Here is a 23,214-nt window from a genome sequence, read left to right as displayed (position 1 = left end):
TGAAACTGGAGTAGAAACATGTCCCTCAAGATCCGTCTCGCCCGTGGTGGCGCCAAGAAGCGTCCGCACTATTCGATCGTCATCGCCGACGCCCGCGCCCCGCGCGACGGCCGCTTCATCGAGAAGATTGGCACCTTCAACCCGATGCTGGCCGACGACGCCGAAGGCCGCGTGGTTCTGAACACCGAGCGCGCCCAGTACTGGCTCGGCCAGGGCGCCCAGGCCACCGACCGTGTCCTGCGCTTCCTCGACAAGGCCGGCCTCGTCAAGCGCGAAGCCCGCAACAACCCCAACAAGGCCGAGCCGGGTGCCAAGGCCAAGGAACGCGCCGCCGAGCGCGCCGAGAAGGCCGCTGCTTCCGAGTGATCGGAGGTGGAGATTGGTTCTGACGGGTGAGCGCCGTGGGGTATCCCGGCGCTTGCAGTCATGGCCGACGTTTGGACCGTTCCGCCTGTGCGGGGCGGTCCTTTTTGCTTGCACGGGATGAACTGTCATGAGCCTCGACAAGTCGCAGGTCTTGCTCGCCGAAATCGGCGCTGCCCATGGGGTGCGCGGTGAGGTTCGGGTGAAGTCGCATACGGAAGCGCCGGAAGCCCTTGCTGACTATGGCCCGCTGCATGATGCGAAGGGCAATGTCTTTCGCGTCAAGTCGCTGCGTCCCCTCAAGGACGATATGCTGGTGGTCGCCTTCGAGGGGGTTGCCGACCGTACGGCTGCCGAACGGCTTACGCGCACCAAGCTATATGTCGATCGCTCCGCCTTGCCCGAGCCGGAGGAAGATGAGTTCTACCATGCGGATCTGATTGGCCTGTCGGTAGAGACGCTGGCGGGCGACAAGGTCGGCGTCGTCACGGCGGTCGTGAATTTCGGGGCCGATGATCTCCTCGACGTCAAGCGGCCCGGCGCCAAGTCGATCTATGTCCCCTTCACTCGTGCGGTGGTGCCGACGCTGGACTTTGCCGGCGGTCGTTTGCTGATCGATCCGCCGGAAGGCTTGCTGGTTGATGAGGAGCCGCCCGCCGACGCTGAGGGGCAGGGAGGTGAGGCATGACGGGCTTTGTCGCCGATGTGCTGACGCTCTATCCGGAGATGTTTCCGGGCTCGCTTGGCCACAGCCTTGCCGGGCGGGCGCTCGCTGAGGGCGTCTGGTCGCTCAGAACGACGCAGATCCGGGACTTTGCTCTCGACAAGCATCGGCATGTGGACGACACCCCGGCCGGCGGTGGGCCTGGCATGGTGATGCGGGCGGACGTGCTGGCGCGGGCGGTCGACGCCGTTTGCCCTGCAGACGATCTTCGGCCGCGCCTTGTCATGACGCCACGTGGCCGTCCGCTGTCGCAGGCCCGCGTGCGTGACCTCGCGGCCGGACCGGGCGTGGTCATCCTGTGCGGCCGCTTCGAAGGCGTCGACGAGCGGGTTATCAGCCGTCGCGGCCTCGAGGAAGTGTCGATCGGCGACTATGTGCTGTCGGGCGGCGAAGTGGCGGCCACCGTGGTGCTCGATGCCATCGTCCGGCTGCTGCCCGGTGTCATGGGAAACGACCAGTCCGGTCTGACCGAGAGTTTCGAGACCGGGCTTCTCGAACACGCCCAGTATACCAAGCCGCCGGTGTTCGAAGGCGAGGACATTCCGCCCGTCCTGCTCTCCGGCGATCACGCCAAGGTCGATGCCTGGCGCAAGCGCAACGCCGAGGAAACCACGGCCTCCCGGCGCCCTGACCTCTGGCTTGCGCATCAGGCTGCCAAAAAGACCTGAATCGCCGGTCGCTCAGCGATTTTTGGCGCCGTGGAGTCGACAAACGCTCCGGGCTCGTGTATGGACCCGGCCCATATCTCGCATCATCCGCGATGATCGACGTATTCGCCCCCGTCGCTTGACGATTTGTGCGGGCGCTCTGGTCGTCTCAACCAAGCAAGAAGGAATACCCGCGATGAGCAACATCATCCAGGAACTCGAAGCCGAGCAGATCGCCGCCATTTCTGCGCAGCGCGTGCTGCCGCAGTTCTCCCCCGGCGATACCGTTCGCGTCAACGTGAAGGTCACCGAAGGCAACCGCACCCGCGTGCAGGCCTATGAAGGCGTCGTGATCGCCCGCAAGGGTGGCGGCCTCAACGAGAGCTTCACCGTTCGCAAGATCTCCTATGGCGAAGGCGTGGAGCGCGTGTTCCCGGTCTACTCGCCGCTGATCGAGTCGCTGGACGTCGTGCGCCGCGGTAAGGTCCGTCGCGCCAAGCTCTACTATCTGCGCGACCTGCGCGGCAAGTCGGCCCGTATCTTCGAGGCCACCAACGCCCGCGCCCGCAAGCTCAACGAAGCTGCCAAGGCCGCCAAGTGATCTGCCGATCTCAGGCATGAAGAAGTTCAAGGCTCGCGCGGTCACCGTGCGAGCCTTTTCTTTTGGGTGCAGGCCATGGCCGACCTGACGAATGCAGTTGTCAGGTTCTGGCAGTAGAGGCTGATAGACGGTTTGCAAGGGTTCGCTGTCGGCGGACCAGCCGACGAATGAGGGCTCGTTGATGACTTCGCTGAAGATCGCCACCTGGAACATCAATTCCGTTCGCATGCGTCGCTTGATCGTCGAGCGGCTTCTCAACGAGGAAGCGCCGGATCTTCTGTTCCTGCAGGAAACCAAGTGCCAGGACGCCCAGTTCCCTTCCTCCGATTTTCGCAAGCTCGGCTATGACCATTTCGCCCTCAACGGCGGACGGGGCGGCTACCACGGTGTCGGAGTGATCTCGCGTCTGCCGCTCGTCGATGTCCACAGCCGCGACTTCTGCGGCAAGGGTGGAGATCCGCGCTATGTTTCGGTGGCCGTCGAGGTGGGTGGGCAGAAACTGCGGGTGCATAACTTCTACGTCCCCGCCGGTGGCGACGAGCCGGATCCGGCCATCAACGACAAGTTCGAGCACAAGCTGCGCTTTCTCGACGAGATGAAGGCGTGGCTGCCGACAGCCTCGCCCGACATGCCCGATATCGTGGTGGGTGACCTCAATGTGGCGCCCTATGAGCAGGACGTCTGGTCGCACAAGGCACTCCTCAAGATCGTCAGCCATACGCCGATCGAGTGCGAGAAGCTGGAGGCCGTGCGCGAAGCGGGCGGCTGGGTCGACGTGATGCGCAAGTTCGTGCCGATGGACGACAAGCTCTATTCGTGGTGGAGCTATCGCGCCAAGGACTGGCGTGCCGCCGACAAGGGGCGCCGCCTCGATCATATCTGGGCGCATCCGGCTCTTGCGGAAAAGGCGACTGGACTGCGTGTGCTGAAAGACGCCCGCGACTGGGATCGCCCGTCCGACCATGCGCCGGTGATCGCCAGCTTCAAGTTCTGATCCGAGTGCAGGGCGCAGAAGGAGATGGCAGCCCGCACGCCTTTGCGGGCAGCGTCAGCCGATGCGATCAATGCGGTCGCGCACGCGCATCAGCGCGGCCGAGGTGCCGCGCAGACCTTCCGCAATACGCTGTTGCAGGCTTTCGGCGATTTCAGGGAACTCATCGAGCATGCGCCGGAACAACGGCCGGCGGATCTGGATGACGGTCACGGCACCGCGGGCGACTGCCGAATAGGGGCGCTCTCCGTCAACAATCAGCGATAGCTCGCCGATGATTTCACCTGGCCCGACGATGCTCGTGGGCAGTGCCGCGTTGTCCGGCGGACTGAGCGCCACCTGTCCCTGCGACACGATGAAGGCACAGTCGGCTCGGTCGCCAGCCGCAAAGAGACGTTGGCCGTCCCGATAGCTGCGGTTTTCTGACGAGAAGGCGAGCAGACGCAGCTTGTCCTCGGAAAAGTCCGACAAGATTGGCACCTGACCAAGCAGGTGAATGTCGTTTTCGAGACTCATGAAGGGGTCAAGCCATCGCAATGCCGGCAACATGCCGATCCGGTCCCGGGCAGAAGCCCGGACCGGTTCATCTTGTTAGCATGCACGAGGCTGGAGGTGAATCGGGCAAATCGTCGGTTGGCCCCGATTGCACAGCAGAATCAAAAATCCCGGCTCAAGGAATCAGTTTGTAGCCGCCGCCTTCGGTGACCAGCAGCTGGGCGTTTGCCGGGTCCTTTTCGATCTTCTGGCGCAAGCGGTAGATGTGGGTCTCCAGCGTGTGCGTGGTGATGCCGGCGTTATAGCCCCAGACCTCATGCAGCAGCACATCGCGGGTGATCACCTTGTCGCCGGCGCGATAGAGATATTTCAGGATCGACGTTTCCTTTTCGGTCAGGCGCACCTTGCCGCCCTTGGCGTCGACGAGGAGCTTGGCCGAGGGGCGGAAAGTATAGGGCCCAATGGTGAAGACGGCCTCTTCCGACTGCTCGTGCTGACGCAACTGGGCGCGCACGCGAGCGAGCAGGACCGCGAACTTGAAGGGCTTGGTCACATAGTCGTTGGCGCCGGCCTCGAGCCCGAGGATCTGGTCGCTGTCGGTGTCATGGCCGGTCAGCATGATGACCGGACCGGCATAGCCGCCCTTGCGCAGGATTTTCACGGCTTCGCGGCCATCCATGTCGGGCAGGCCGACGTCCATCAGCACCAGGTCGACGTGGGCTGCGCGAGCCGCCTGCACGCCCTTGGTGGCGGACTCGGCCTCCAGCGGCTCGAACTCCTCGAACAGCGACAGCTGTTCGACAAGGGCTTCGCGCAGGTCGGGATCATCGTCGACAATCAATATCTTGCGAGCGGTCATTTTTTACCCCGTAGAGTGGCTGCGGCGCTCGATTGCGAAAATCCCGGGCGGCCTTTCGTCTGGCGATGTCACGCCGATCAGGTCTTGCCAGGACAGTCGCGATTCGATCAATGTGCTAGCCTACCATGGCCATCACGCGCCGATCACGAAATTCTCCCAAGAGTTATATGTGTTTACGTTCACTTCAAGGCCTGTGCGAAACATGCACGTCAAAGTGAAGCCCAAGGCCTCGCTGATCACGCGTCTTCACGTGCGTGTGATCTCTGCAGCTCGGCATCAGGGGCGTCTCACCGGGGCGAACCTTTCGGTGCCCTGCGCCATCGGTCGCAGCGGGATATCGGCGATGAAGCGGGAAGGGGATGGGGCCAGTCCAAAAGGGGTGTTCCCGATTGTCGGCGGATTCTATCGACCGGACAGGTTCGCGGTTCGGCCGAGGGCCGGCGTCGGTCTGCAACGCTTGAGGTCTCAGGATGGGTGGTGCGACGCTCCTGGCGATCGCAACTATAATCGCCCCGTAAGCACGGCCTATCCGGCGAGCCATGAGCGGCTTTGGCGGGACGATGATCTCTACGACATCGTACTGGTGCTCGACTGCAACTTCACCCGCCGTCGTCATAGTGCCGGCAGCGCCATCTTCTTCCATCTCTCGAAAGCCGATTTTGCGCCGACTGCCGGGTGTGTTGCGGTCAGGCGCCGGGATATGCTGCGCCTTCTCGATCGGCTCGCCCGCCGGGCCTGCGTCGTCTTCCCCTGATCGGGTGTCAGCTCAGACCGGCTCGCCCTTGAGCAGGCGCGGCAGGCGCGGCGAGCTGCCGGCTGCTTCGCCGATGAAGAAACGCTTGAGCGGCGGCAGGCGATCCACGAGGCCGAGACCTAAATCGCGCAGGCTGCGAACCGGCGCCAGGTCGTTGGAGAACAGCCGTGTCAGCGTGTCCATGACCATGGCCATTTTCAGCGTGTCGAACCGGCGCCAGCGCTGGTAGTCCTCAAGCACATCGATGGCACCGGGGTCTCTGCCGATACGCAGGGCTTCGGCAAGCACCTCGATCAGTGCGGCGACGTCGCGGAAGCCGAGGTTGAGTCCCTGGCCGGCAATCGGGTGCACGGCATGGGCGGCGTCGCCGACAAGAGCAAGGCGAGGGCTGACGAAAGCCCGCGCCAACTTGAGGCCGAGAGGGTAGGCCGCCCGCCGGCCTACGACCCTGATGTCGCCGAGGTGGTGACCGAGGCGCCTGACGAGCTCGGCTTCGAAGACGAGCTCGTCGCCTGCGACAAGCCTGTCGGCGAGTTCGGTCTTCTCCGACCAGACCAGCGACGACTGATAGCCCCCCTTGAGCGGCAGGGTAGCAAAGGGGCCGGAGGGCAGGAAATGCTCTTCGGCGCGACCATTGTGCGGCTGGTCATGGGCGATGGTGGTGACGATGCCGGACTGGCCGTAGCTCCATTCGTTGACGCCAATGCCGGCGAGGCTGCGCACGCGCGAGCGGGCGCCGTCGGCTCCCACAAGCAGGCGCGTGACAATGTTGCGGCCGGACTTCAGCGTGATCTCGGCCGTTGCTGCGGTGATCCTGCAATCGGCGACTTCGTCGCCGCCGATCATGTGCACGCCGGCCACTTCGGCGGCCTTGCCGAGTTCCGCGACCATACGGCCGTTCGGAACCATGTGGGCGAAGGGCTCGCCGCTTCCCGTGGTCCCGTCAAAGGTGAGGAAGACCGGCCGGACGACGTCGCCCAGGCGGGAATCGGTGACGATCATGCTGAGGATGGGTTCGGCCTCCGCAGCGATGCCGTTCCAGACACCGAGCGCGTCGAGCATGTGGCGGGCGGCTGCGGCGATGGCGGAAGCGCGCGGGTCGCCGGCGAGCGCGGTCCAGTGTTTCGGGTCGATCACGGCGATCTTGACACCCGGTACCGAGCGCGCGAGACCGAGGGCCAGCGAGAGACCGACATAACCGCCGCCGGCGATGGTGATGTCAAAACTGTCAGCCGCGGTCATTGCCTGCTCCATGTGCCCGGGTCTGCCAATACGCAGACCTCGTGTTCCTACATAATCAAAATGCGGGCTCGACGCCACTTGACCTTGTTCGTAAAGGCGACAAGGCGTGCAGGGGCGGACGCGTCTGTTGATCAAGATGGGCGAGGCGTCCGCCATGACCGCTCATGGCAAGGAGGAGGCGCAGGATGAATGCCGTCGAAGAGCTGCTGGCCGTGCTCGATCTCAAGGATCTCGGCGAGGATCGCTTTCTGGGGGAGAGTCCGCGCTTCGGCTGGCAACGCATCTTTGGCGGGCAGGTGATTGCCCAATCGCTGGTCGCTGCGACGCGCACGGTGGCGTCGTCACGTCCGCCGCACTCGCTCAACTGCTATTTTCTCCTGGGTGGCGATCCCCAGGTACCGGTGACTTTTGTGGTCGAGCGCATCCGGGATGGCGGCAGCTTTTCGACACGCCGGGTTACGGCAAGCCAGCATGATCGCCCCATCTTCACGCTGTCGGCGTCTTTCCATGTTGACGAAGAAGGGCTTGAGCACCAGATCGCCATGCCCGAGGTGCCGCCACCGGAGGCCTTGCCGGATGAGCGCGAGTTTGCCGCCCTTGTTGAGGCGCATGCGGACGAGCCGATCAAGCGCTACTGGCGGCGGCCGCGGCCGCTTGTCCTCATCCCGACGGACATGACCCGCTACCTCGGTGGGCCGGTGACCGATCCGCGGCAATATTTCTGGGTGAGGACTTCCGCGCCGCTGCCTGATGATCCGTTGCTGCACCGGATCGTCCTTGCCTATCTGTCGGACCTGACGCTCCTGGACACGTCGCTGGTCGTCCACGGCCTTTCCGTGTTCGATCCGAGACTGCAGGTGGCAAGTCTCGATCATGCCATGTGGTTCCATCGACAGGCGCGGGTCGACGATTGGATTCTTTATGTGCAGGAAAGTCCGTCCGGCTCGGGCTCGCGCGGGTTCACCCGTGGCTCCCTGTTCTCCCGCGACGGCATTCTGATTGCCTCCGTGGCGCAAGAGGGACTGATCCGCCGTCGACGTTAACACTTGTCCGCCATCTGCGCATAAAATAGGCATGCGATGCGGTGGATTCTGATTACTCAATACGCACTAACGCCAATCTGACGCATAATTGTTCAGGATCGGGTGTGCCGCGCCGCTGAAATTCGGCAAAATCAAGGTCAGATCGGCGGGATTCCACTTTTTTGCCTTAACGGCGGTCAGTTGGCACAAAGATTGATTCTATCCAGGCATCGAGTTCCACAAGGGTGTGTCGGAAGGTGCGCCCGGAGGGTCCGGTTCTGATACCGGGCGCGCCCGACGTGAGTCTCGCTAGTCGCCACGGACCCCAGACGGTTCGGAAACAACGGATGGAAGGAACCCCATGAAGATCGTCATGGCAATTATCAAGCCGTTCAAGCTTGACGAGGTGCGTGATGCCCTGACCGCCCTTGGCGTGCACGGCCTTACGGTGACCGAAGTGAAGGGTTACGGCCGCCAGAAAGGGCACACGGAAATCTATCGCGGCGCCGAATATGCCGTCAGCTTCCTGCCCAAGCTGAAGATCGAGGTCGCCGTGGCCTCCGATCAGGTCGAGAAGGTGGTCGAGGCCATCTCGTCGGCAGCCAAGACCGGCCAGATCGGCGATGGCAAGATCTTCGTGACCTCCATCGAACATGCCGTGCGCATTCGTACCGGCGAGACCGACGGCGACGCGCTCTGATTTCCCGCGCCGGCGCGTTCCTGTGCCGGATCAACGAACAAGCCCGGTCCGCGCGCAATCCGCCAGACGGGCATCAGACGAAACCATTGAAGAGGATTTCGATGAAGTATCTCAAGCCTCTCCTCGCCGCGGCGCCCGTGCTGGCGCTGTCGGCCGTGGCGGCCTTCGCCCAGGACGCAGCGACGACTGCCACTCAGGCTGTCGCTGCTGCCGCTCCCGCTGCAGCCGCCGCCGCGCCGACGCCTGACAAGGGCGACACCACCTGGATGATGATCTCCACCATCCTCGTGATCATGATGACCGTCCCCGGTCTGGCACTCTTCTACGGCGGTCTCGTTCGTTCCAAGAACGTGCTGTCGATCCTGATGCAGGTCCTCTGCGGCTTCGCGCTGATCCAGGTTCTGTGGGTGATCTACGGCTATTCGCTGGCCTTCGCCGGCCCGTCCGAAGCCACCTGGCTGTCGCCCTTCTTCGGTGACTTCTCCAAGGCCTTCCTGCATGGCGTCAACATCTCGACGCTGTCGGAGACCTTCACCGCTGGCGTCTACATCCCCGAGTTGACCTTCGTGATCTTCCAGCTGACCTTCGCTGCGATCACGCCGGCGCTGATCATCGGTGCCACCGCTGAACGCATGAAGTTCTCGGCCGTGCTGCTGTTCCTGGTGCTGTGGTTCACCTTCTCCTACCTGCCCATGGCCCACATGGTCTGGTGGTTCGGTGGTCCGTCGGCTCCGAATGCTCCGTCGGGTTACCTGTTCGCCAAGGGCGCCTATGACTTCGCCGGTGGCACCGTGGTGCACATCAACGCCGGTATCGCCGGTCTGGTTGCCGCCATCATGGTCGGCCCGCGCGTCGGCCTCGGCAAGGACAACATGGCTCCCCACAACGTGGTGATGACCTATATCGGCGCCACGCTGCTGTGGGTCGGCTGGTTCGGCTTCAACGCCGGCTCCAACCTGGAATCGACCGGCCTTGCGGCTGAGGCGATCCTCAACACCACCGTCGCCACGGCTGCCGCTGCGCTTGCCTGGTCGCTCGGCGAAAAGATCGTCCGCGGTCACGCCTCCGCTCTCGGTGGCGCCTCGGGTGCCGTCGCCGGCCTCGTTGCCATCACCCCGGCTGCCGGTTTTGCCGGCCCGATGGGCTCGATCGCTCTCGGCGCCATCGCCGGTTTCGTCTGCCTGTTCGCCGTGATCAAGCTCAAGGCGATCTTCAAGTATGACGATAGCCTCGACGTTTTCGGCGTGCATGGTGTCGGCGGTATCGTCGGTGCCATCCTGACCGGTGTCTTCGCCTCTGATTCGCTGGGCGGCTATCCGCTCGCCGGCTACACCATGGGCCATCAGGTCTGGGTGCAGATCCAGGCGGTGCTGACCTGCATCATCTGGTCGGGCGTCGTGTCCTTCGTCTCGCTCCTGATCGTGAAGGCTCTGGTTGGCCTGCGCGTCACGGAAGCCCGCGAGCGCGAGGGTCTCGACATCGCCGAACATGGCGAGCGCGCCTACAACTGATCCTGATCGGGATCCATATCTCTGCGGGGCGGCCACTGGCCGCCCCGTTTTCGTTTGGATGGTGCCAAGCGCGCGTCCCGCCGGTGGCCTGGGCGTAGACTTTTGTCGAAGTTTGATCCAAACGAAGGCCGTCACCTGCGTGGCGTGTATTTTTTTCTTGGATCGTCGTCGAACCGCGCTATGGTTCCGGCATATTGCAGATTCAATCTGGTTCTTGCCTCCGCCCCGACTGGAATGGGTCGCGGAAGCTGACTTGAAGAGGTGACCCACATGAAGATCGTCACTGCCATCATCAAGCCCTTCAAGCTCGATGAAGTGCGCGATGCGCTGACGTCCCTGGGCGTGCACGGCCTGACCGTAACCGAAGTCAAGGGTTATGGCCGACAGAAGGGGCACACCGAGATCTATCGCGGCGCCGAATATGCCGTCAGCTTCCTTCCGAAGCTGAAGATCGAGGTTGCCGTGTCGAGCCCGGATGCGGACAAGGTGGTCGAGGCCATTTCGAGCGCCGCTCGCACCGGCCAGATCGGCGACGGAAAGATCTTCGTGTATTCGATCGAACGCGCCTTGCGCATTCGTACCGGCGAGCAGGACAACGACGCGCTCTGAACCTTGATTTCACAGCTGATTTTTGAAATGGGGCGCTCCCTTGGGGCGCCCCATTTTTGCGTGATTTTGCGGATCGGGATCGGAGCGCCAGCGTAAGGTTAAAGACCGCTTAACCTTGCGCGCCTATGCTGCAGGCCATCGGCGGGAGACTGCCGATCCTGTGTTTCACCGCCAGAATTCGAGCTTGTTCCGTGACCAAGACCGCTCCGCCGCCTGCCGCCTCGCCGTTCCAGCGTCTCGGCGCGATGCTTGCCGCCATCGCGCCCGGCAAGTCGGCGATCGACCTTACGGTTGGCGAGCCGAGGCACGGTGTTCCCGACTTCGTGGGCCCCGTGCTGAGCGCCAGTCTCGCAGATTTCGGACGTTATCCGCCGATCAAGGGCATTCCGGCCTTTCGCGAGGCGGTTGCCAGCTGGACCGAGCAGCGGTTCGGTCTTGGTACGCCCATTGACCGGGAAGACGGCGTGTTGCCGCTCAACGGCTCGCGCGAAGGTCTGTTCTATGCATCGCTGCATGCCGTGCGTCTTGAGGCTGGCAGCAAGGGAGAGCGGCCGGCGGTGCTGCTGCCCAACCCGTTCTATGCCGTCTACGCCGCTGCGGCGGAAGCTGCGGGCGCCGAGCCGGTCCTGTTGCCGGCCGATCGTTCCACCGGGTTCCTGCCTGATGTCGCGGGTCTTGATCCCAGCCTGCTCAAGCGCACGGTCGCCGTCTATTTTGCGTCGCCGGCCAATCCTCAAGGTGTCGTCGCCAGTCTGGCCACGTGGATCAGGTTGGTGGAGTTGGCTCGGCAGTATGGTTTCTGGCTGTTTGCCGACGAGTGCTACTCCGAGATATGGCGCGGCGAAGCGCCAGCCGGCGTCCTGACAGCCGCCGATAGGCTCGGCGGCTTCGACCGTGTCGTTGCGTTCAACTCGTTGTCCAAACGCTCCAATCTGCCTGGCGCTCGCTGCGGCTTTGCGGTAGGCGATCCGGCCTTCCTCAAGAGTTGGGCCACCTTCCGCAACATCGCTGCGCCGCAGGTGCCGGTTCCGGTGCAGAAGCTGGCCGTCGCAGCTCTGGCGGACGAGGCGCATGTGGTCGAGAACAGGCGGCTTTACGACGCCAAGTTTGCTGCTGCCGAACGCATCCTTGCGGGACGCTTTGCCGACCTCACACCCGCAGGCGGCTTTTTCCTGTGGCTGGATGTGGCCCGCTGGGGCGGTGGCGAGGTTGTTGCCGAAAGACTTTGGCGGGAAGCCGGGGTTCGCACCGTTCCCGGAGCCTTTCTTTCAGCCAGTGACGCAACCGGGTCGAACCCGGGCAGTGATTTTCTTCGCGTAGCCATGGTGGAGAGCCTGGAGACGACGGAACAGGCGTTGATCCGCATGGCGGAGGTGTTTTCATGAGAGCAGAGGCCCGCATGTCTCGACGCGAACCTCGGATGGAGGCGGCCCCTGTTCCTCGGCCGCCCAACGCCCGCCGGGCTGCCAATCTGCAGCAGCTTGATCGGGGTTATGCGCCGTCCGGTCTTGCGGCGCAGGATCGCAAGCTGAAGCACGCCTTGATGCGCAACATCGCCGGCGCCAGTGGTCTGCTGCTGATCGGCTTTGTTGCCGCCCTCGCAGCAGCCTTGGCGACGTGGTCGGTGGACGATCCCAGCTGGAGCCACAGCACCACCGGCGAGATCCGCAATGTGCTGGGAACGCCGGGGGCCGTCGTTTCCGACCTGATCATGCAGCTCATCGGGCTGAATGCGGCCGTGTTTCTCGCCCCGGTGGTGATCTGGGGCTGGCAGTTGATGATTGGTCGCATTCCGCGCGTGGCGCGCAATCGACTGATTGCCTGGCTTGGCGGTACGGCTTTCGGCGCGGCGTTCATGAGTGCGTTGCCGCCGACGGTGAACTGGCCGTTGCCAACCGGTTTGGGGGGCGCGATCGGGGATCTGCTGCTGCAGATCCCGGCCGTGTTCAACGGAGGCGTCCTCACCGACACCGGGCGCCTTGTTTGCCTGATCATCTTCGGGCCTCTTGCCCTTGCAGCCATGCTCTACGCCTCGGGTATTCCGGGGCGTCCGATCGATGCCGAGCCGCTGCCTGACATGGCAGATGAGGATGATGACGAAGCCGATAGCCGCTTCGGAGCGCTCTATGGTGCCTTCGAGCATTGGTGGCTGACCGCGAAGTCGTCGATTGGTCGTCGTCTTGGCTTTGGCCGTCTGCCGGCGATGGCCTATCCCGGCGAGGAGATCGACGACGACATGCCGGAAGAGCCGGTCATGCGTCGTGCCGCGCCGGCGCAGCAGCCCCGTACGGTGGCTGCTCCACGCGTTTCGTCGATGCCGACCCACCAATGGGCCGACGATGAAGACGAGGACGACGATCTGCCCCTGCCGCCGCCCGTGGCATCGCGCAGCCGTGTCGAACCGTCCTTTGCTGCGGCGCCGCAGCCAACGTCACGCGCGAATGCGCAGACATTTGCCGCCCCGCCGCCAGCTCCCGTCTACGAGGCGGAAGAGGACGAGATCGAGGACGACGATCCGCCGCCCTTCGATCTTGACGATCGCATGGCCGATTTTGACGAGACCGAAGGTTTCGCCGCGCCGATCGCGCCGCCGCGTCCCGTTCCCGTGGAGCCGCTGCAGAAGGTGGCGCCGCGCCCGGCGCCGCTCCGTGGCCCGGCGTCGCGCATCGGCAAGGCAGAAGCGCCGCCGGAGCGAGCCTCACAGCGTGTGCAGCCGCCCGCCCCCCCTGTGCAGCAGGCCAAGCGTTCGAAGGCGCCGACCCAGTTGTCGCTGCTCGATCCGGACGCCTTCGAGTTTCCGGCGATCGAACTGCTGGCGGAGCCCAGGAACCAGGGCGGCACGCAATATACGCCGGACAGTCTCGAGCAGAATGCCGGGCTGCTGGAAGGTGTGCTTGAGGATTTCGGCATCAAGGGCGAAATCTTCAACGTGCGCCCCGGCCCTGTCGTCACGCTCTATGAGCTGGAGCCGGCGCCCGGTATCAAGTCGAGCCGCGTGATCGGCCTTGCCGACGACATCGCCCGTTCGATGAGCGCGATTGCGGCCCGCGTTGCCGTCATTCCCGGCAAGAACGCCATCGGCATCGAGCTGCCCAACCAGCGGCGCGAGACGGTGTATTTGCGCGAGCTGATCGCCAGCCAGGACTTCGAGAAGTTCAAGGGCCGACTCGCTTTGGCGCTCGGAAAGACCATCGGCGGTGAACCGGTGATCATCGATCTCGCGCGCACGCCGCACATGCTGGTGGCCGGCACCACCGGTTCGGGCAAGTCGGTGTCGATCAACACGATGATCCTCAGCCTGCTCTACCGGATGACGCCGGCCGAATGCCGCTTGATCATGATCGATCCGAAGATGCTGGAGCTGTCTGTCTATGACGGCATTCCGCATCTGCTGTCGCCCGTGGTGACCGATCCGCGCAAGGCGGTGGTGGCGCTCAAATGGACGGTCCGCGAAATGGAGGACCGCTACAAGAAGATGTCCAAGGTGGGCGTCCGCAACATCGAAGGCTTCAATGCCCGCGTGGCACAGGCGATCGAGAAGGGCGAGACCATCAACCGCACTGTTCAGACCGGATTTGACCGTGAGACCGGCGAGCCCATCTTCGAGACCGAGGAGATGGAGCTGAAGCCGTTGCCGTTCATCGTCGTCATCATCGACGAGATGGCGGACCTGATGATGGTCGCGGGCAAGGAGATCGAAGGCGCCGTGCAGCGTCTGGCCCAGATGGCCCGCGCCGCCGGCATTCATGTGATCATGGCGACGCAGCGTCCATCCGTGGACGTGATCACCGGCACGATCAAGGCCAACTTCCCGACCCGAATCAGCTTCCAGGTGACGTCCAAGATCGACAGCCGCACCATTCTCGGTGAACAGGGTGCCGAACAACTGCTCGGACAGGGCGACATGCTCTACATGCAGGGCGGTGGCCGCATCCAGCGTGTCCACGGTCCCTTCGTGGCGGACGGCGAAGTGGAAGCCATCGTCGCGCATCTGAAGACGCAGGGCGTGCCGGACTATCTCGAAGCCATTACGGCTGACGATGAAGAGGACAGCGGAGAGTCCTCGGCGCCTGCCGCCTCTGGCGGCGAGGAGGGCGGGGATCTCTATGATCAGGCGGTGGCCCTTGTACTGCGCGACAAGCGCGCGACCACCAGCTACATCCAGCGTCGCCTGGGGATCGGCTACAACAGGGCTGCGTCGCTGATCGAACGCATGGAGAAGGAAGGCCTGGTCGGGCCGCCCAATCATGCCGGCAAGCGCGAGATCCTGATCGAACGGGAAGAGTGAGGCCACAGCGCTCTTGGATAGGGAAAGTCATGGGGCGTTGCCTTCTTCGGAAGGCAGCGCCCTTTGAGCATCAAGAAGAGCTGCGCGTGGCTCCATCCCACACACGAATGGGTGGCAAATGAAGAGGCGTGCCCTGCCGATCGCCACGATAGACGACGGCGCAAACAGATCAAAAATCAGCAGGATTTGGTTGGATACTGGTGGAGCCGAGGGGAATCGAACCCCTGACCTCTGCAGTGCGATTGCAGCGCTCTCCCATCTGAGCTACGGCCCCATTCAGGTGAGGCGCTTTTTGGCGGATCGCGAAAGTTCTGTCAAGCGATTCCCGGCGAATGGGAAAAAATCAGAGCGATCAACCCGGACCTGGAGCAAAGTCAGGCGCAAACGCGGAGACGGGACTTAACCTAATTCGCATATTACGGAAACGCCTCGAATTGTCGGGGGTTGAAGCGCGTGGTCCGCATGGATACATCAGAACACGTCCCCGCGCCCCGAACAGAAAGTTTCGCGATGCAAGCCGTTTTTCTTGTGCTGTTGCAGGTTCTCGACCTCTACACCTATATCCTGATTGCTTCCGCCATCATGTCCTGGCTGTTCGCATTCAATGTGATCAACGCCCGCAACCAGGTCGTCGCCATGATTGGCAACTTCCTCTACCAGATGACTGAGCCGGTGCTTCGGCCCATCCGCCGCCACATGCCCAACACCGGCGGCATTGACCTGTCCTTCCTGGTCTTGTGGTTCGGCATCATACTGATCAAGTACATCATCGTTCTCTACATCCTGCCGATCGTCCCCTGATCCCATGACTGCGATTCGCCGTGAGGGCGCCGATCTTCTGGTTGACGTGCGCCTCACGCCGCGCGGGGGTAAGGATGCGCTGAACGGCCTCAAGGAACTGTCGGACGGTCGCATCGTCCTGGCAGCGCGGGTGCGGGCCGTGCCGGAAGACGGCAAGGCCAACGCGGCAATAGCCCTGTTGCTGGCAACCGTGGCCGGTCTGCCGAAATCCAGTGCGGCGGTGGTCTCTGGCGCGACAGCGCGGCTGAAGACGGTGAGGCTTTCGCAAGCCAGCCCTGAAGCCGAGAAACGCCTGCGCCAATCGATTGGCGAAGCGTGAGGCGGCGTCGCCAGGCTCTATTCGTCCGGATCGAGGGCGCGGGCTTCTTCCGGGAGCATGATGGGCACGCCGTCGCGTACAGGGAAGGCGAGACGAGCCGGCCAGGAGATCAGCTCGCGCGATTCCGGTCGCCATTCCAGCGTTGCCTTGGACAAAGGACAGACGAGGATCTCGAGCAGCCTTGGGTCGATCTCGCCGGAACGGCGCGGTTCGCCTTCCATGGTCTGCGCTCCCTGATTTAGCACACGGTTCATGTTGGCCTATCTGCCGCTGCCGTCAAGCCACCGTCCCACGGTTGACGCTCACTGGTATGAGCCAGGGCGTTTCACGGTCAATCCTCGAGGGGCAGCTTTCTCCCAGAGCCTTGGCCAACCGAGCGTCTCGCGGGCTGAGCCGCAGTGCAATTGCACGTCTCTTGCGTCCTGCCTCAGTTCAGCGTCGTCGGTTCCCGCTTGCCGCGTCCGCGGGCGAGAGCGATCTCCGTCAGGGCGATCAGGGTCTCCGCCCGGGTCTTGAGGTCGGGTGCCTCCAGCAAGGCCTGTTTCTCGGCAGCGCCGTAGGGGCTCATCATGCAGAGGCTGTTGACCAGCGTTTCCGTCGAGGTCTTCTGAACGTTGTCCCAGTCGGCTTCGAGGCCGTTGGCGTCGAGATAGGCAGCGAAGGCTTTGAGCAATGCGCTGCGGTCGACCTCACTTTCGCCGGCCTGTGCCTCGAAATCGACGGCAAAGGCGGGGGACACACGGGCAACGCGGTAAAGCCGGCCCGAGGGGCGTTCGTCCTCGATGCGAAAGCGCACGACGCCTGTCAACGTCACCTGGTAGCGTCCGTCCCCGGTCTCGCTGAAGGAGGTGATCCGTCCCAGGCAGCCAACCTCGCAGAGGGTGGCGGTTCCCTCGTCTTGGCCCGGCTCACGGTCGAGGCGCGGCTGGATGATGCCGATGAGACGGTGTCCGGCGAGCGCGGCGTCGATCATGGAGAGATAGCGCGGCTCGAAGATGATCAGCGGCAGCGGACTGCGCGGCAACAGCAGCACCCGAGCCAAGGGGAACAACGGAACATCGAGAGGCAGATCCTCCGGGCCGTCGTAGGCTGCGTTGCCGGCAGTCATCAAGAGCTGGATCCTCGCACGTTCGTCAGGAGAAGAGGACCGACGACAGGCGGCGCCGGCCGTAGAGGGTCATCGGGTCGGTCATGCCCCAGGCCTCGAAGAACTGGACAAGCTGCTTGCGCGCGCCATCCTCGTTCCAGCTGCGGTCTCGGCGGACGATTTCGACGAGATGATCCACGGCCTGCTGGCGCTCCCCACGGGCGGCCAACGCCTCGGCGAGTTCGAAGCGGGCCTGAAAGTCGGCGGGGTTCGCCTCGACGCGTCGGACCAGGTCGGCGGTGTCGCCGACGCTCAAAGCCCGCTCGGCCAGTTCCAGCTCGGCCCGGGCGCCGGCTACAGCGGCGTCACCAGCCTTGGCGGCTGGCACGCGTTCCAGCACGGTGCGTGCGTCATCGAGCTGGCCCGCGCCAATCAGGGCCCGCGCCAGACCGGCCAGAGCGCCGACATGCTCGGGCTCCAGGTCGAGGAGGGCCATGAAGGCTTCGGCGGCAACCCCGAAGTCACCTTCGGCCAGCGCGGCGGAGCCAGCTTCCATGAGACGTTCTGCATCGCTCGGCCCCATGGGGCCGGACAGGCGCTCGATGAACTGCTTGATCTGGCTTTCGGGCTGCGCGCCCATGAAGCCGTCGACAGGGCGCCCCTTGACGAAGGCGATCACCGCTGGGATCGACTGGATGCCCAGCTGCCCGGCGATCTGCGGGTGATCGTCAATGTTCATCTTGACCAGACGAACCTTGCCCTTGGCATCCTTGACCACCTTTTCCAGAACGGGGGTCAGCTGCTTGCACGGGCCGCACCATGCCGCCCAGAAGTCCACCAGAACCGGAACGGCCTGAGAGGCTTCGATCACGTCGGACACGAAGTCCTTGGTGGTCGTGTCCTTGATCGTGTCGTTCTGGGCTGCCGGGGCCGCGGCGCTGGCAAGACCGTTGCCGAAGGTAAAGGTGGGATTGCTCATGGAACTACTCGGTGCAAGCGGATCGTTGAGGCCTATATAGGACGGCGGAGCCCTGTTTAACAGCCGTCATCGTGCATCATCACTCCGTCGTCGGCAGGTCCAGGATCGTCGGGGCGTGATTGATGGCGTTGAGGAAGCTGATGAGGTCCGCCGGTGCGATCGAGGTTGTCGCGGTGTTCTCGAGCGGATGGAAGTTCACCGGCGTCATTTCCATCAGCGTCTTCTCGAGAATCACCGTCACGGCGCCTGCCGTGTCGTTGATGGCGCCAAAGGGGGTCACCGACCCGGGGCGCAGCCCGAGATGCTCCCAAAGCTGATCAGCCGAGCAGAAGGACACACGGCCGGAGGCCCCGATGGTCTCGTGCACCTTTTTCAGGTCGATGGTTGCGTTGGCGCGCAGCGAGATCAGGAACAGGCGGCTCTTCTTGTCCTTGACGAAGAGGTTCTTGGCGTGGCCGCCGGGGACACGGCCATAGAGATCCTGACTTTCTTCGACGGTGTGGAGAGGCTCGTGTTCGACAGTGGAATGGGCAAGGCCCAGCTTGTCGAGGTGGGCGAAGAGTTCGGCGCGAGTCACAGCCATCGAAGGAGACACCTCTTGATGAGAAATTTCGCCGTCTTTTATCGCAAGGGCGAGCGAGAAGGAAAGGCCATTGCAAAAAGAGACAAGACAAATGGCGGTTTTCCGCGGCTTTTCCAGCGGGTCAAAAAAAATGGAAATTCCCTGTTGCAATCGCCTTCGATCTGGTCCATATACCGCCTCGCTCCGGCGACGGAGTGCTTGAAAAAGCGGAGCGCGGGTGTAGCTCAGGGGTAGAGCATAACCTTGCCAAGGTTAGGGTCGTGGGTTCGAATCCCATCGCCCGCTCCATTTTCTCCTTGCATGGCAAGGACTTGCAAATAGGCCGCCGCAAGGCGGCTTTTTTGTTGTCTTGGTGTCCCGAGCATTGGCAATTGGCCTGGGCCCACCGAACGGTTCTCGGCATGGGCTCAGACGTCTTAGTTGATCCGTTGGAGGGTCAGCGCTTGCGGGCGCCTTGGGCGGCGACGCGTGCCAACGTGAGCAGGGTCTCGCCCGCAAGATCGGCTGCCAGCCCCGCGTTGAGGCGGGTGTCGCGGGCAGCCTCGCCCAGGACCGTCACGGCCCGTTCCAGGCGCTGTGCGGGCCAGAGCGACAAGGCGCGTTCCACCTTTGCCTTGCGCTTGAAGAAGATCGGTGGCCTTGCCGATTCCACCGCGTCACCGGGGGGGCGACCGCGGTCCATCTCGGCCCTGAGCTCATCGAGCATCATGAAATGCCTGAGCGCCGTGCCGATCATCTGGCCGGCGTCGATGCCTTCACCGCGTGCCTTGGCGAGGAGAAGACAGAGTTCGGTTGCATTGCCCGTGGCGGCGGCGTCGACGATCTCGTCGAGGGCGATGGCCGAGCTGTCGCCGATCAGCGTCTCGACGTCCTCGATCTCGATACGCGGCTTGCCGCGCGCATAGAGGCAAAGTTTCTGAATTTCGCCGCGGGTCATCAGGCGGTCGCCGCCGAGAAGATCGATCAGGGCGGCGCGGGCTTCGCTGGAGACGGCAATGCCGGCTGTCTTGGCCTCGTCATCGATCAGGCGGCCGATCGCCGCCTCATCGTCCACGTAGCAGGCAATGGCATAGGCTTGCTTCTCGCGCTCGAAGAGCGTGCGCAAGGGGCTGGTCTTTTTAAGATCGCCGGCCTCGACGATGACCGCCGTGTCCTGCGGTCGCTCGGTGAAGAGCGGCTTCAATCGACCGGAGATGTCCACGCGGCCCGAATCACGCACAAGGATGGCCTTGCGGCTCGCGAACATGGAGACGGCATAGGCTTCATCAGCGAGGCGTGTGGAACCTGCGCCAAGCTCGCTGCTGTCGATCTTGACGAGCGAAAAGGGATCGCCGGGATCGGAAAAGGCGGCGGCGATCTTGCGCGCCCGTTCGGAGACAAGCCCGCTGTCCGGGCCGTAGACAAGATAGAAGGCTATTTCGCGCGGCGGCTTTTCGGCGATCCGGTCTGCGTCCGACGCCTTGGCGGCGACCATCGGCGTCAGCCCCCGTCGGCCATGAGGGCGCTCGACAGGCGCAGGCGAATGTCGGCAGCGGCTGCCTTGGCCGCCCGATCCTCGGCGTCGCGCTCAGCGCGCACGTTGGCATAGCGCTGGGACGAGAAGTCGTAGGAGGTGGTCTGGTAGACGTTGCCGGTTGTCACGGCGCGGCTGGTGGCGACTTCCGTCAGCGTGTAGGTCACCGTCAGGGCGACCAGCTTGGCGGACGGAAGGTCGCTGCCTGTTTCGATTGCCAGATCGGTCGCCCGCGACGTGACGATCAGGTGCAGTGTGTAGCGGGCAGGCGTGACGAGCGCAGCGCCGCCCCGGAGGGCGAAGACCAGCTCGTTCATCAGGACCTGACCGACCCGGTCGGTCTGAACTTCGATGGCAATGGAGCCAAGGCCGGCCAATGTCGGACTGGTACCGTTTACGGGGGCGTAGACGGGGCGAACCTGGCAGGCGGCCAGAAGGCCGCCGCCAAGCGCCAGGACAAAGGCCCGCCTTGTGCTGTCATGCAACGACATTGACGATCCTTCCGGGAACCACAATCACCTTCTTCGGGCTCTTGCCCTCGAGGGCGCGGATGACAGGTTCAAGCGCAAGCGCCGCCGCCTCGACCTCGGCATTGCCGGCGGTCCGGGACACGGTGACGTCGGCGCGCTTCTTGCCGTTGACCTGGACGGGCAGCGTGATCTCGTCCTCGACCAGCAGGCTCTTTTCGAGCACGGGCCAATCGGAGAGGGCGAGCATGCCATCGTGGCCAAGGGCGGCCCAGCTCTCTTCGGCAAGATGCGGCGTCATCGGGGCCATGATCTTCACGAGGATGCCAACGGCCTCGCGCAGGGCGTTGCTGGCGGCGAGGTCGCCTTCCAGCGTGCCACGCTCGTTGGCAAGAGCGCTGCCGATGGTGTTGACCAGCTCATAGATCTTGGCCAGGGCTACGTTGAAGCGCAGACCCTCGATGTTTTCCTCGACCATGGCCAGCGTCTTGTGCGCCGCCTTGCGCAGGGTCAGCGCCAGCTTGTCGCCGCCTTCAGCCGTGCCGGTTGCCGGCACCAGTTCGGAGGTTTCCGAGACGATGCGCCAGACGCGCTGCAGGAAGCGGGCGGTGCCTTGCGCGCCGGCGTCGGTCCATTCCACGTCGCGTTCCGGCGGGCTGTCGGAGAGCATGAACCAGCGTGCGGTGTCGGCGCCGAAGCTCTCGAGGATGTCGTTGGGGTCGACCGTGTTCTTCTTCGACTTGGACATCTTCTCGATGGCGCCGATGGTCACGTCCTCACCGGTGGTACGCAGGCGTGCCTTGCGCGTACCGCCATCTGTGACGATATCCACGTCACCGGGCGAAACCCATTCGCCGTCGGCGGTCTGGTAGGTCTCGTGCACCACCATGCCCTGCGTGAACAGGCCACGGAAGGGCTCATCGAAGTCCACGTGACCGGTGGCCTTCATGGCGCGGGTGAAGAAGCGCGAATAGAGCAGATGCAGGATCGCATGCTCGATGCCGCCGATATACTGGTCGACCGGCAGCCAGGAGTTCACCACGGAAGGAACCGTCGGCGTACCGGCGCGCGGCTCCGTGAAGCGGCTGTAATACCAGGACGAATCCACGAAGGTGTCCATGGTGTCGGTTTCGCGGCGCGCCGGCTTGCCGCATTCGGGGCAGGTGCACTTGGAGAAGGTCGGATGGCGGTCGAGCGGATTGCCCGGACGATCGAACTCGACGTCATCAGGCAGCTTGACCGGCAGGTCCTTGGTCGGCACCGGCACGACGCCGCAGCTGTCGCAATGGATGACCGGAATCGGGCAACCCCAATAGCGCTGGCGCGAAATGCCCCAGTCGCGGAGACGGTAGTTCACCTGCCGTGCACCGGCCGGCTTGCCGTGGAGGTCGCGGGTCTCCAGGATGGACGCAACCTTGTTCTTGGCCTCGTCGACGCCGAGTCCGTTCAGGAAGTCGGAGTTGATGAGCTTGCCGTCTTCGGTGAAAGCCACGTTGCCCACGACGAAGTTGCCGGCGTCCTCACCGTCGGGCAAAACGACCGGGGTCACCGTCAGATCGTATTTGCGGGCGAAATCAAGATCGCGCTGGTCATGGGCCGGGCAGCCGAAGATGGCGCCGGTGCCATAGTCCATCAGCACGAAATTGGCGATGTAGACCGGATAGCTCTTGCCGTTGAAGGGATGGCGAACCTTGAGGCCGGTGTCGTAGCCCTTCTTTTCCGCCGTCTCGAGAGCAGCAGCCGAGGTGCCGATGCGGTGGCAATCGTCAATGAAGGCGGTGACGTCGGCATTACCCTCGCCCAAGGCCCTGGCGACCGGATGGTCAGCGGAAATGGCCAGGAAGCTCATGCCGAACAGGGTGTCCGGGCGCGTCGTAAAGACTTCGATGGTGGGATCACCGCCTGCAGCCGGCCCGTCGATCTCAAAGCGCACGCGCAGGCCTTCCGACTTGCCGATCCAGTTGCGCTGCATGGTGCGCACCTTCTCGGGCCAGCGGTCGAGCGTGTCGATTGCGGACAGCAGCTCTTCGGAGAAGTCGGAGATCTTGAGGAACCACTGGACCAGTTCGCGCTGTTCCACCAGTGCGCCGGAGCGCCAACCGCGACCGTCGATCACCTGCTCGTTGGCAAGCACGGTCATGTCGACGGGATCCCAGTTGACCTTGGACTTCTTGCGGCTGACAAGGCCAGCCTTCATGAAATCGAGGAACAACTTCTGCTGCTGGGTGTAATATTCAACGTCGCAGGTGGCGAACTCGCGGCTCCAGTCCAGCGACAGACCCATGCTCTTGAGCTGACCGCGCATGGTGGCGATGTTGTCATAGGTCCAGGACTTGGGGTGCACGTGACCCTTCATGGCGGCATTTTCGGCCGGCATGCCGAAGGCGTCCCATCCCATGGGGTGCAGAACGTTGAAGCCCCTGGCGCGCTTGTAGCGGGCGACCACGTCGCCCATGGTGTAGTTGCGCACATGACCGATGTGGATGCGGCCCGAAGGATAGGGGAACATCTCAAGGACATAATATTTCGGACGGGGATCGTCGTTCTTCGTCTCGAAAACCTTGGCCTCGGTCCAAGCCTTCTGCCAGCGCGCTTCCGCTTCGCGCGCGTTGTATCTCTCGGTCGCCATCGTCTCGTCTTCTGTTGAAAGGCAAAATCG

General features: G+C 63.6%; 23 protein-coding genes, 2 tRNA genes and 1 pseudogene. 15 read left to right on the top strand and 11 right to left on the bottom strand.

What is annotated here, in order from left to right:
* Nucleotides 1-18: 18 nt before the first annotated feature.
* The 5 genes and pseudogenes from rpsP to L2I41_RS07770 all read left to right on the top strand — a co-directional run bounded on the left by rpsP (nucleotide 19) and on the right by L2I41_RS07770 (nucleotide 3,329).
* Nucleotides 19-366 (top strand): 30S ribosomal protein S16, encoded by a 348-nt coding sequence (gene rpsP, locus L2I41_RS07790; RefSeq protein ID WP_237152963.1) that lies wholly within the window; start codon nucleotides 19-21, stop codon nucleotides 364-366.
* A 127-nt stretch (nucleotides 367-493) separates the two neighbouring features.
* Nucleotides 494-1,051 carry a ribosome maturation factor RimM gene (gene rimM, locus L2I41_RS07785; RefSeq protein WP_237152962.1) on the top strand — a complete coding sequence of 186 codons (558 nt, stop codon included), beginning with the start codon at nucleotides 494-496 and terminating at the stop codon, nucleotides 1,049-1,051.
* A complete protein-coding gene (trmD, locus tag L2I41_RS07780) occupies nucleotides 1,048-1,755 on the top strand; it encodes a tRNA (guanosine(37)-N1)-methyltransferase TrmD (RefSeq protein ID WP_237152961.1) in 708 nt (235 codons plus the stop codon). The genes rimM and trmD overlap by 4 nt, the downstream gene beginning before the upstream one ends.
* Nucleotides 1,756-1,883: 128 nt before the next feature.
* A pseudogene (gene rplS / locus L2I41_RS07775) lies at nucleotides 1,884-2,329 on the top strand (50S ribosomal protein L19); the annotation flags it as partial.
* Between the two features lie 187 nt (nucleotides 2,330-2,516).
* Entirely contained in the window at nucleotides 2,517-3,329 is an 813-nt protein-coding gene (locus L2I41_RS07770; RefSeq protein ID WP_237152959.1) for an exodeoxyribonuclease III, read from the top strand.
* Nucleotides 3,330-3,383: 54 nt separating this feature from the next.
* Here L2I41_RS07770 and L2I41_RS07765 read toward each other — a convergent pair whose 3' ends face one another.
* A complete protein-coding gene (locus L2I41_RS07765) occupies nucleotides 3,384-3,842 on the bottom strand; it encodes a Crp/Fnr family transcriptional regulator (protein WP_237152958.1) in 459 nt (152 codons plus the stop codon).
* 154 nt (nucleotides 3,843-3,996) lie between these two features.
* Entirely contained in the window at nucleotides 3,997-4,680 is a 684-nt protein-coding gene (locus tag L2I41_RS07760; protein ID WP_237152957.1) for a response regulator transcription factor, read from the bottom strand.
* Nucleotides 4,681-4,882: 202 nt separating this feature from the next.
* On the opposite strand from L2I41_RS07760, the gene L2I41_RS07755 reads away from it, so the two are divergent.
* Complete coding sequence (locus L2I41_RS07755) at nucleotides 4,883-5,434, top strand: L,D-transpeptidase family protein (protein ID WP_237152956.1); 552 nt, start codon at nucleotides 4,883-4,885, stop codon at nucleotides 5,432-5,434.
* Nucleotides 5,435-5,446: 12 nt separating this feature from the next.
* Here L2I41_RS07755 and L2I41_RS07750 read toward each other — a convergent pair whose 3' ends face one another.
* On the bottom strand, nucleotides 5,447-6,688 hold the full coding sequence (locus tag L2I41_RS07750; protein ID WP_390633966.1) for a ubiquinone biosynthesis hydroxylase: 1,242 nt from the start codon (nucleotides 6,686-6,688) through the stop codon (nucleotides 5,447-5,449).
* 152 nt (nucleotides 6,689-6,840) lie between these two features.
* On the opposite strand from L2I41_RS07750, the gene L2I41_RS07745 reads away from it, so the two are divergent.
* From L2I41_RS07745 to L2I41_RS07720, 6 genes are all read left to right on the top strand, one after another.
* Nucleotides 6,841-7,719, top strand: a complete 879-nt coding sequence (locus L2I41_RS07745) for an acyl-CoA thioesterase (protein WP_390633964.1) — start codon at nucleotides 6,841-6,843, stop codon at nucleotides 7,717-7,719.
* A 340-nt stretch (nucleotides 7,720-8,059) separates the two neighbouring features.
* Nucleotides 8,060-8,398 (top strand): P-II family nitrogen regulator, encoded by a 339-nt coding sequence (locus tag L2I41_RS07740; protein ID WP_237152953.1) that lies wholly within the window; start codon nucleotides 8,060-8,062, stop codon nucleotides 8,396-8,398.
* A 101-nt stretch (nucleotides 8,399-8,499) separates the two neighbouring features.
* A complete protein-coding gene (locus L2I41_RS07735; RefSeq protein WP_304610548.1) occupies nucleotides 8,500-9,909 on the top strand; it encodes an ammonium transporter in 1,410 nt (469 codons plus the stop codon).
* A gap of 270 nt (nucleotides 9,910-10,179) precedes the next feature.
* Nucleotides 10,180-10,518 (top strand): P-II family nitrogen regulator, encoded by a 339-nt coding sequence (locus L2I41_RS07730; protein ID WP_237152952.1) that lies wholly within the window; start codon nucleotides 10,180-10,182, stop codon nucleotides 10,516-10,518.
* A gap of 191 nt (nucleotides 10,519-10,709) precedes the next feature.
* A complete protein-coding gene (locus tag L2I41_RS07725) occupies nucleotides 10,710-11,903 on the top strand; it encodes an aminotransferase class I/II-fold pyridoxal phosphate-dependent enzyme (RefSeq protein WP_237152951.1) in 1,194 nt (397 codons plus the stop codon).
* A gap of 14 nt (nucleotides 11,904-11,917) precedes the next feature.
* Nucleotides 11,918-14,806 carry an FtsK/SpoIIIE family DNA translocase gene (locus L2I41_RS07720; RefSeq protein ID WP_390633961.1) on the top strand — a complete coding sequence of 963 codons (2,889 nt, stop codon included), beginning with the start codon at nucleotides 11,918-11,920 and terminating at the stop codon, nucleotides 14,804-14,806.
* Nucleotides 14,807-15,004: 198 nt separating this feature from the next.
* On the opposite strand, the gene L2I41_RS07715 is transcribed toward L2I41_RS07720, so the two are convergent.
* Nucleotides 15,005-15,080 (bottom strand) — tRNA-Ala (locus L2I41_RS07715).
* Between the two features lie 236 nt (nucleotides 15,081-15,316).
* Between L2I41_RS07715 and L2I41_RS07710 the strand changes: the two genes are divergently transcribed.
* Nucleotides 15,317-15,607 carry a YggT family protein gene (locus L2I41_RS07710; RefSeq protein WP_237152950.1) on the top strand — a complete coding sequence of 97 codons (291 nt, stop codon included), beginning with the start codon at nucleotides 15,317-15,319 and terminating at the stop codon, nucleotides 15,605-15,607.
* Nucleotides 15,608-15,611: 4 nt separating this feature from the next.
* A complete protein-coding gene (locus tag L2I41_RS07705) occupies nucleotides 15,612-15,926 on the top strand; it encodes a DUF167 family protein (protein ID WP_237152949.1) in 315 nt (104 codons plus the stop codon).
* 17 nt (nucleotides 15,927-15,943) lie between these two features.
* Here the strand turns inward: L2I41_RS07705 and L2I41_RS07700 are convergent, their stop codons facing one another.
* From L2I41_RS07700 to L2I41_RS07685, 4 genes are all read right to left on the bottom strand, one after another.
* Complete coding sequence (locus tag L2I41_RS07700; protein WP_390633958.1) at nucleotides 15,944-16,180, bottom strand: Trm112 family protein; 237 nt, start codon at nucleotides 16,178-16,180, stop codon at nucleotides 15,944-15,946.
* A 173-nt stretch (nucleotides 16,181-16,353) separates the two neighbouring features.
* Nucleotides 16,354-17,034 (bottom strand): LON peptidase substrate-binding domain-containing protein, encoded by a 681-nt coding sequence (locus L2I41_RS07695; RefSeq protein ID WP_237152948.1) that lies wholly within the window; start codon nucleotides 17,032-17,034, stop codon nucleotides 16,354-16,356.
* A gap of 25 nt (nucleotides 17,035-17,059) precedes the next feature.
* Complete coding sequence (gene trxA, locus L2I41_RS07690; RefSeq protein WP_237152947.1) at nucleotides 17,060-17,992, bottom strand: thioredoxin; 933 nt, start codon at nucleotides 17,990-17,992, stop codon at nucleotides 17,060-17,062.
* Nucleotides 17,993-18,071: 79 nt separating this feature from the next.
* Nucleotides 18,072-18,587: a prolyl-tRNA synthetase associated domain-containing protein gene (locus L2I41_RS07685; RefSeq protein WP_390633956.1), complete on the bottom strand. Its 516-nt coding sequence runs from the start codon at nucleotides 18,585-18,587 to the stop codon at nucleotides 18,072-18,074.
* Nucleotides 18,588-18,788: 201 nt separating this feature from the next.
* Here L2I41_RS07685 and L2I41_RS07680 point away from each other — a divergent pair.
* A tRNA-Gly gene (locus L2I41_RS07680) sits at nucleotides 18,789-18,863 on the top strand.
* 148 nt (nucleotides 18,864-19,011) lie between these two features.
* On the opposite strand, the gene holA is transcribed toward L2I41_RS07680, so the two are convergent.
* Genes holA through leuS form a run of 3 tightly spaced genes read right to left on the bottom strand, consistent with a single transcriptional unit; the run spans nucleotide 19,012 to nucleotide 23,184 of the window.
* Entirely contained in the window at nucleotides 19,012-20,049 is a 1,038-nt protein-coding gene (gene holA, locus L2I41_RS07675; RefSeq protein ID WP_237152945.1) for a DNA polymerase III subunit delta, read from the bottom strand.
* 5 nt (nucleotides 20,050-20,054) lie between these two features.
* A complete protein-coding gene (gene lptE / locus L2I41_RS07670) occupies nucleotides 20,055-20,579 on the bottom strand; it encodes an LPS assembly lipoprotein LptE (RefSeq protein ID WP_237152944.1) in 525 nt (174 codons plus the stop codon).
* Nucleotides 20,566-23,184, bottom strand: a complete 2,619-nt coding sequence (gene leuS / locus L2I41_RS07665; protein ID WP_237152943.1) for a leucine--tRNA ligase — start codon at nucleotides 23,182-23,184, stop codon at nucleotides 20,566-20,568. The genes lptE and leuS overlap by 14 nt, the downstream gene beginning before the upstream one ends.
* Nucleotides 23,185-23,214 lie beyond the last annotated feature (30 nt).

It is taken from the genome of Oryzibacter oryziterrae (genome assembly GCF_021864535.1).
In the GTDB taxonomy this organism is placed as follows: domain Bacteria; phylum Pseudomonadota; class Alphaproteobacteria; order Rhizobiales; family Pleomorphomonadaceae; genus Pleomorphomonas; species Pleomorphomonas oryziterrae.
Note: the sequence above shows the minus strand (reverse complement) of the source record. Positions and strands in the feature narration are given on the sequence as shown.

What these genes read in the sequence shown, in the direction of transcription:
- rpsP (WP_237152963.1), top strand. Translation starts at nt 19, where the DNA reads ATGTCCCTCAAGATCCGTCTCGCCCGTGGTGGCGCCAAGAAGCGTCCG.
- rimM (WP_237152962.1), top strand. Translation starts at nt 494, where the DNA reads ATGAGCCTCGACAAGTCGCAGGTCTTGCTCGCCGAAATCGGCGCTGCC.
- trmD (WP_237152961.1), top strand. Translation starts at nt 1,048, where the DNA reads ATGACGGGCTTTGTCGCCGATGTGCTGACGCTCTATCCGGAGATGTTT.
- L2I41_RS07770 (WP_237152959.1), top strand. Translation starts at nt 2,517, where the DNA reads ATGACTTCGCTGAAGATCGCCACCTGGAACATCAATTCCGTTCGCATG.
- L2I41_RS07765 (WP_237152958.1), bottom strand. Translation starts at nt 3,842, where the DNA reads ATGAGTCTCGAAAACGACATTCACCTGCTTGGTCAGGTGCCAATCTTG.
- L2I41_RS07760 (WP_237152957.1), bottom strand. Translation starts at nt 4,680, where the DNA reads ATGACCGCTCGCAAGATATTGATTGTCGACGATGATCCCGACCTGCGC.
- L2I41_RS07755 (WP_237152956.1), top strand. Translation starts at nt 4,883, where the DNA reads ATGCACGTCAAAGTGAAGCCCAAGGCCTCGCTGATCACGCGTCTTCAC.
- L2I41_RS07750 (WP_390633966.1), bottom strand. Translation starts at nt 6,688, where the DNA reads ATGGAGCAGGCAATGACCGCGGCTGACAGTTTTGACATCACCATCGCC.
- L2I41_RS07745 (WP_390633964.1), top strand. Translation starts at nt 6,841, where the DNA reads ATGGCAAGGAGGAGGCGCAGGATGAATGCCGTCGAAGAGCTGCTGGCC.
- L2I41_RS07740 (WP_237152953.1), top strand. Translation starts at nt 8,060, where the DNA reads ATGAAGATCGTCATGGCAATTATCAAGCCGTTCAAGCTTGACGAGGTG.
- L2I41_RS07735 (WP_304610548.1), top strand. Translation starts at nt 8,500, where the DNA reads ATGAAGTATCTCAAGCCTCTCCTCGCCGCGGCGCCCGTGCTGGCGCTG.
- L2I41_RS07730 (WP_237152952.1), top strand. Translation starts at nt 10,180, where the DNA reads ATGAAGATCGTCACTGCCATCATCAAGCCCTTCAAGCTCGATGAAGTG.
- L2I41_RS07720 (WP_390633961.1), top strand. Translation starts at nt 11,918, where the DNA reads ATGTCTCGACGCGAACCTCGGATGGAGGCGGCCCCTGTTCCTCGGCCG.
- L2I41_RS07710 (WP_237152950.1), top strand. Translation starts at nt 15,317, where the DNA reads ATGCAAGCCGTTTTTCTTGTGCTGTTGCAGGTTCTCGACCTCTACACC.
- L2I41_RS07705 (WP_237152949.1), top strand. Translation starts at nt 15,612, where the DNA reads ATGACTGCGATTCGCCGTGAGGGCGCCGATCTTCTGGTTGACGTGCGC.
- L2I41_RS07700 (WP_390633958.1), bottom strand. Translation starts at nt 16,180, where the DNA reads ATGAACCGTGTGCTAAATCAGGGAGCGCAGACCATGGAAGGCGAACCG.
- L2I41_RS07695 (WP_237152948.1), bottom strand. Translation starts at nt 17,034, where the DNA reads ATGACTGCCGGCAACGCAGCCTACGACGGCCCGGAGGATCTGCCTCTC.
- trxA (WP_237152947.1), bottom strand. Translation starts at nt 17,992, where the DNA reads ATGAGCAATCCCACCTTTACCTTCGGCAACGGTCTTGCCAGCGCCGCG.
- holA (WP_237152945.1), bottom strand. Translation starts at nt 20,049, where the DNA reads ATGGTCGCCGCCAAGGCGTCGGACGCAGACCGGATCGCCGAAAAGCCG.
- lptE (WP_237152944.1), bottom strand. Translation starts at nt 20,579, where the DNA reads ATGTCGTTGCATGACAGCACAAGGCGGGCCTTTGTCCTGGCGCTTGGC.
- leuS (WP_237152943.1), bottom strand. Translation starts at nt 23,184, where the DNA reads ATGGCGACCGAGAGATACAACGCGCGCGAAGCGGAAGCGCGCTGGCAG.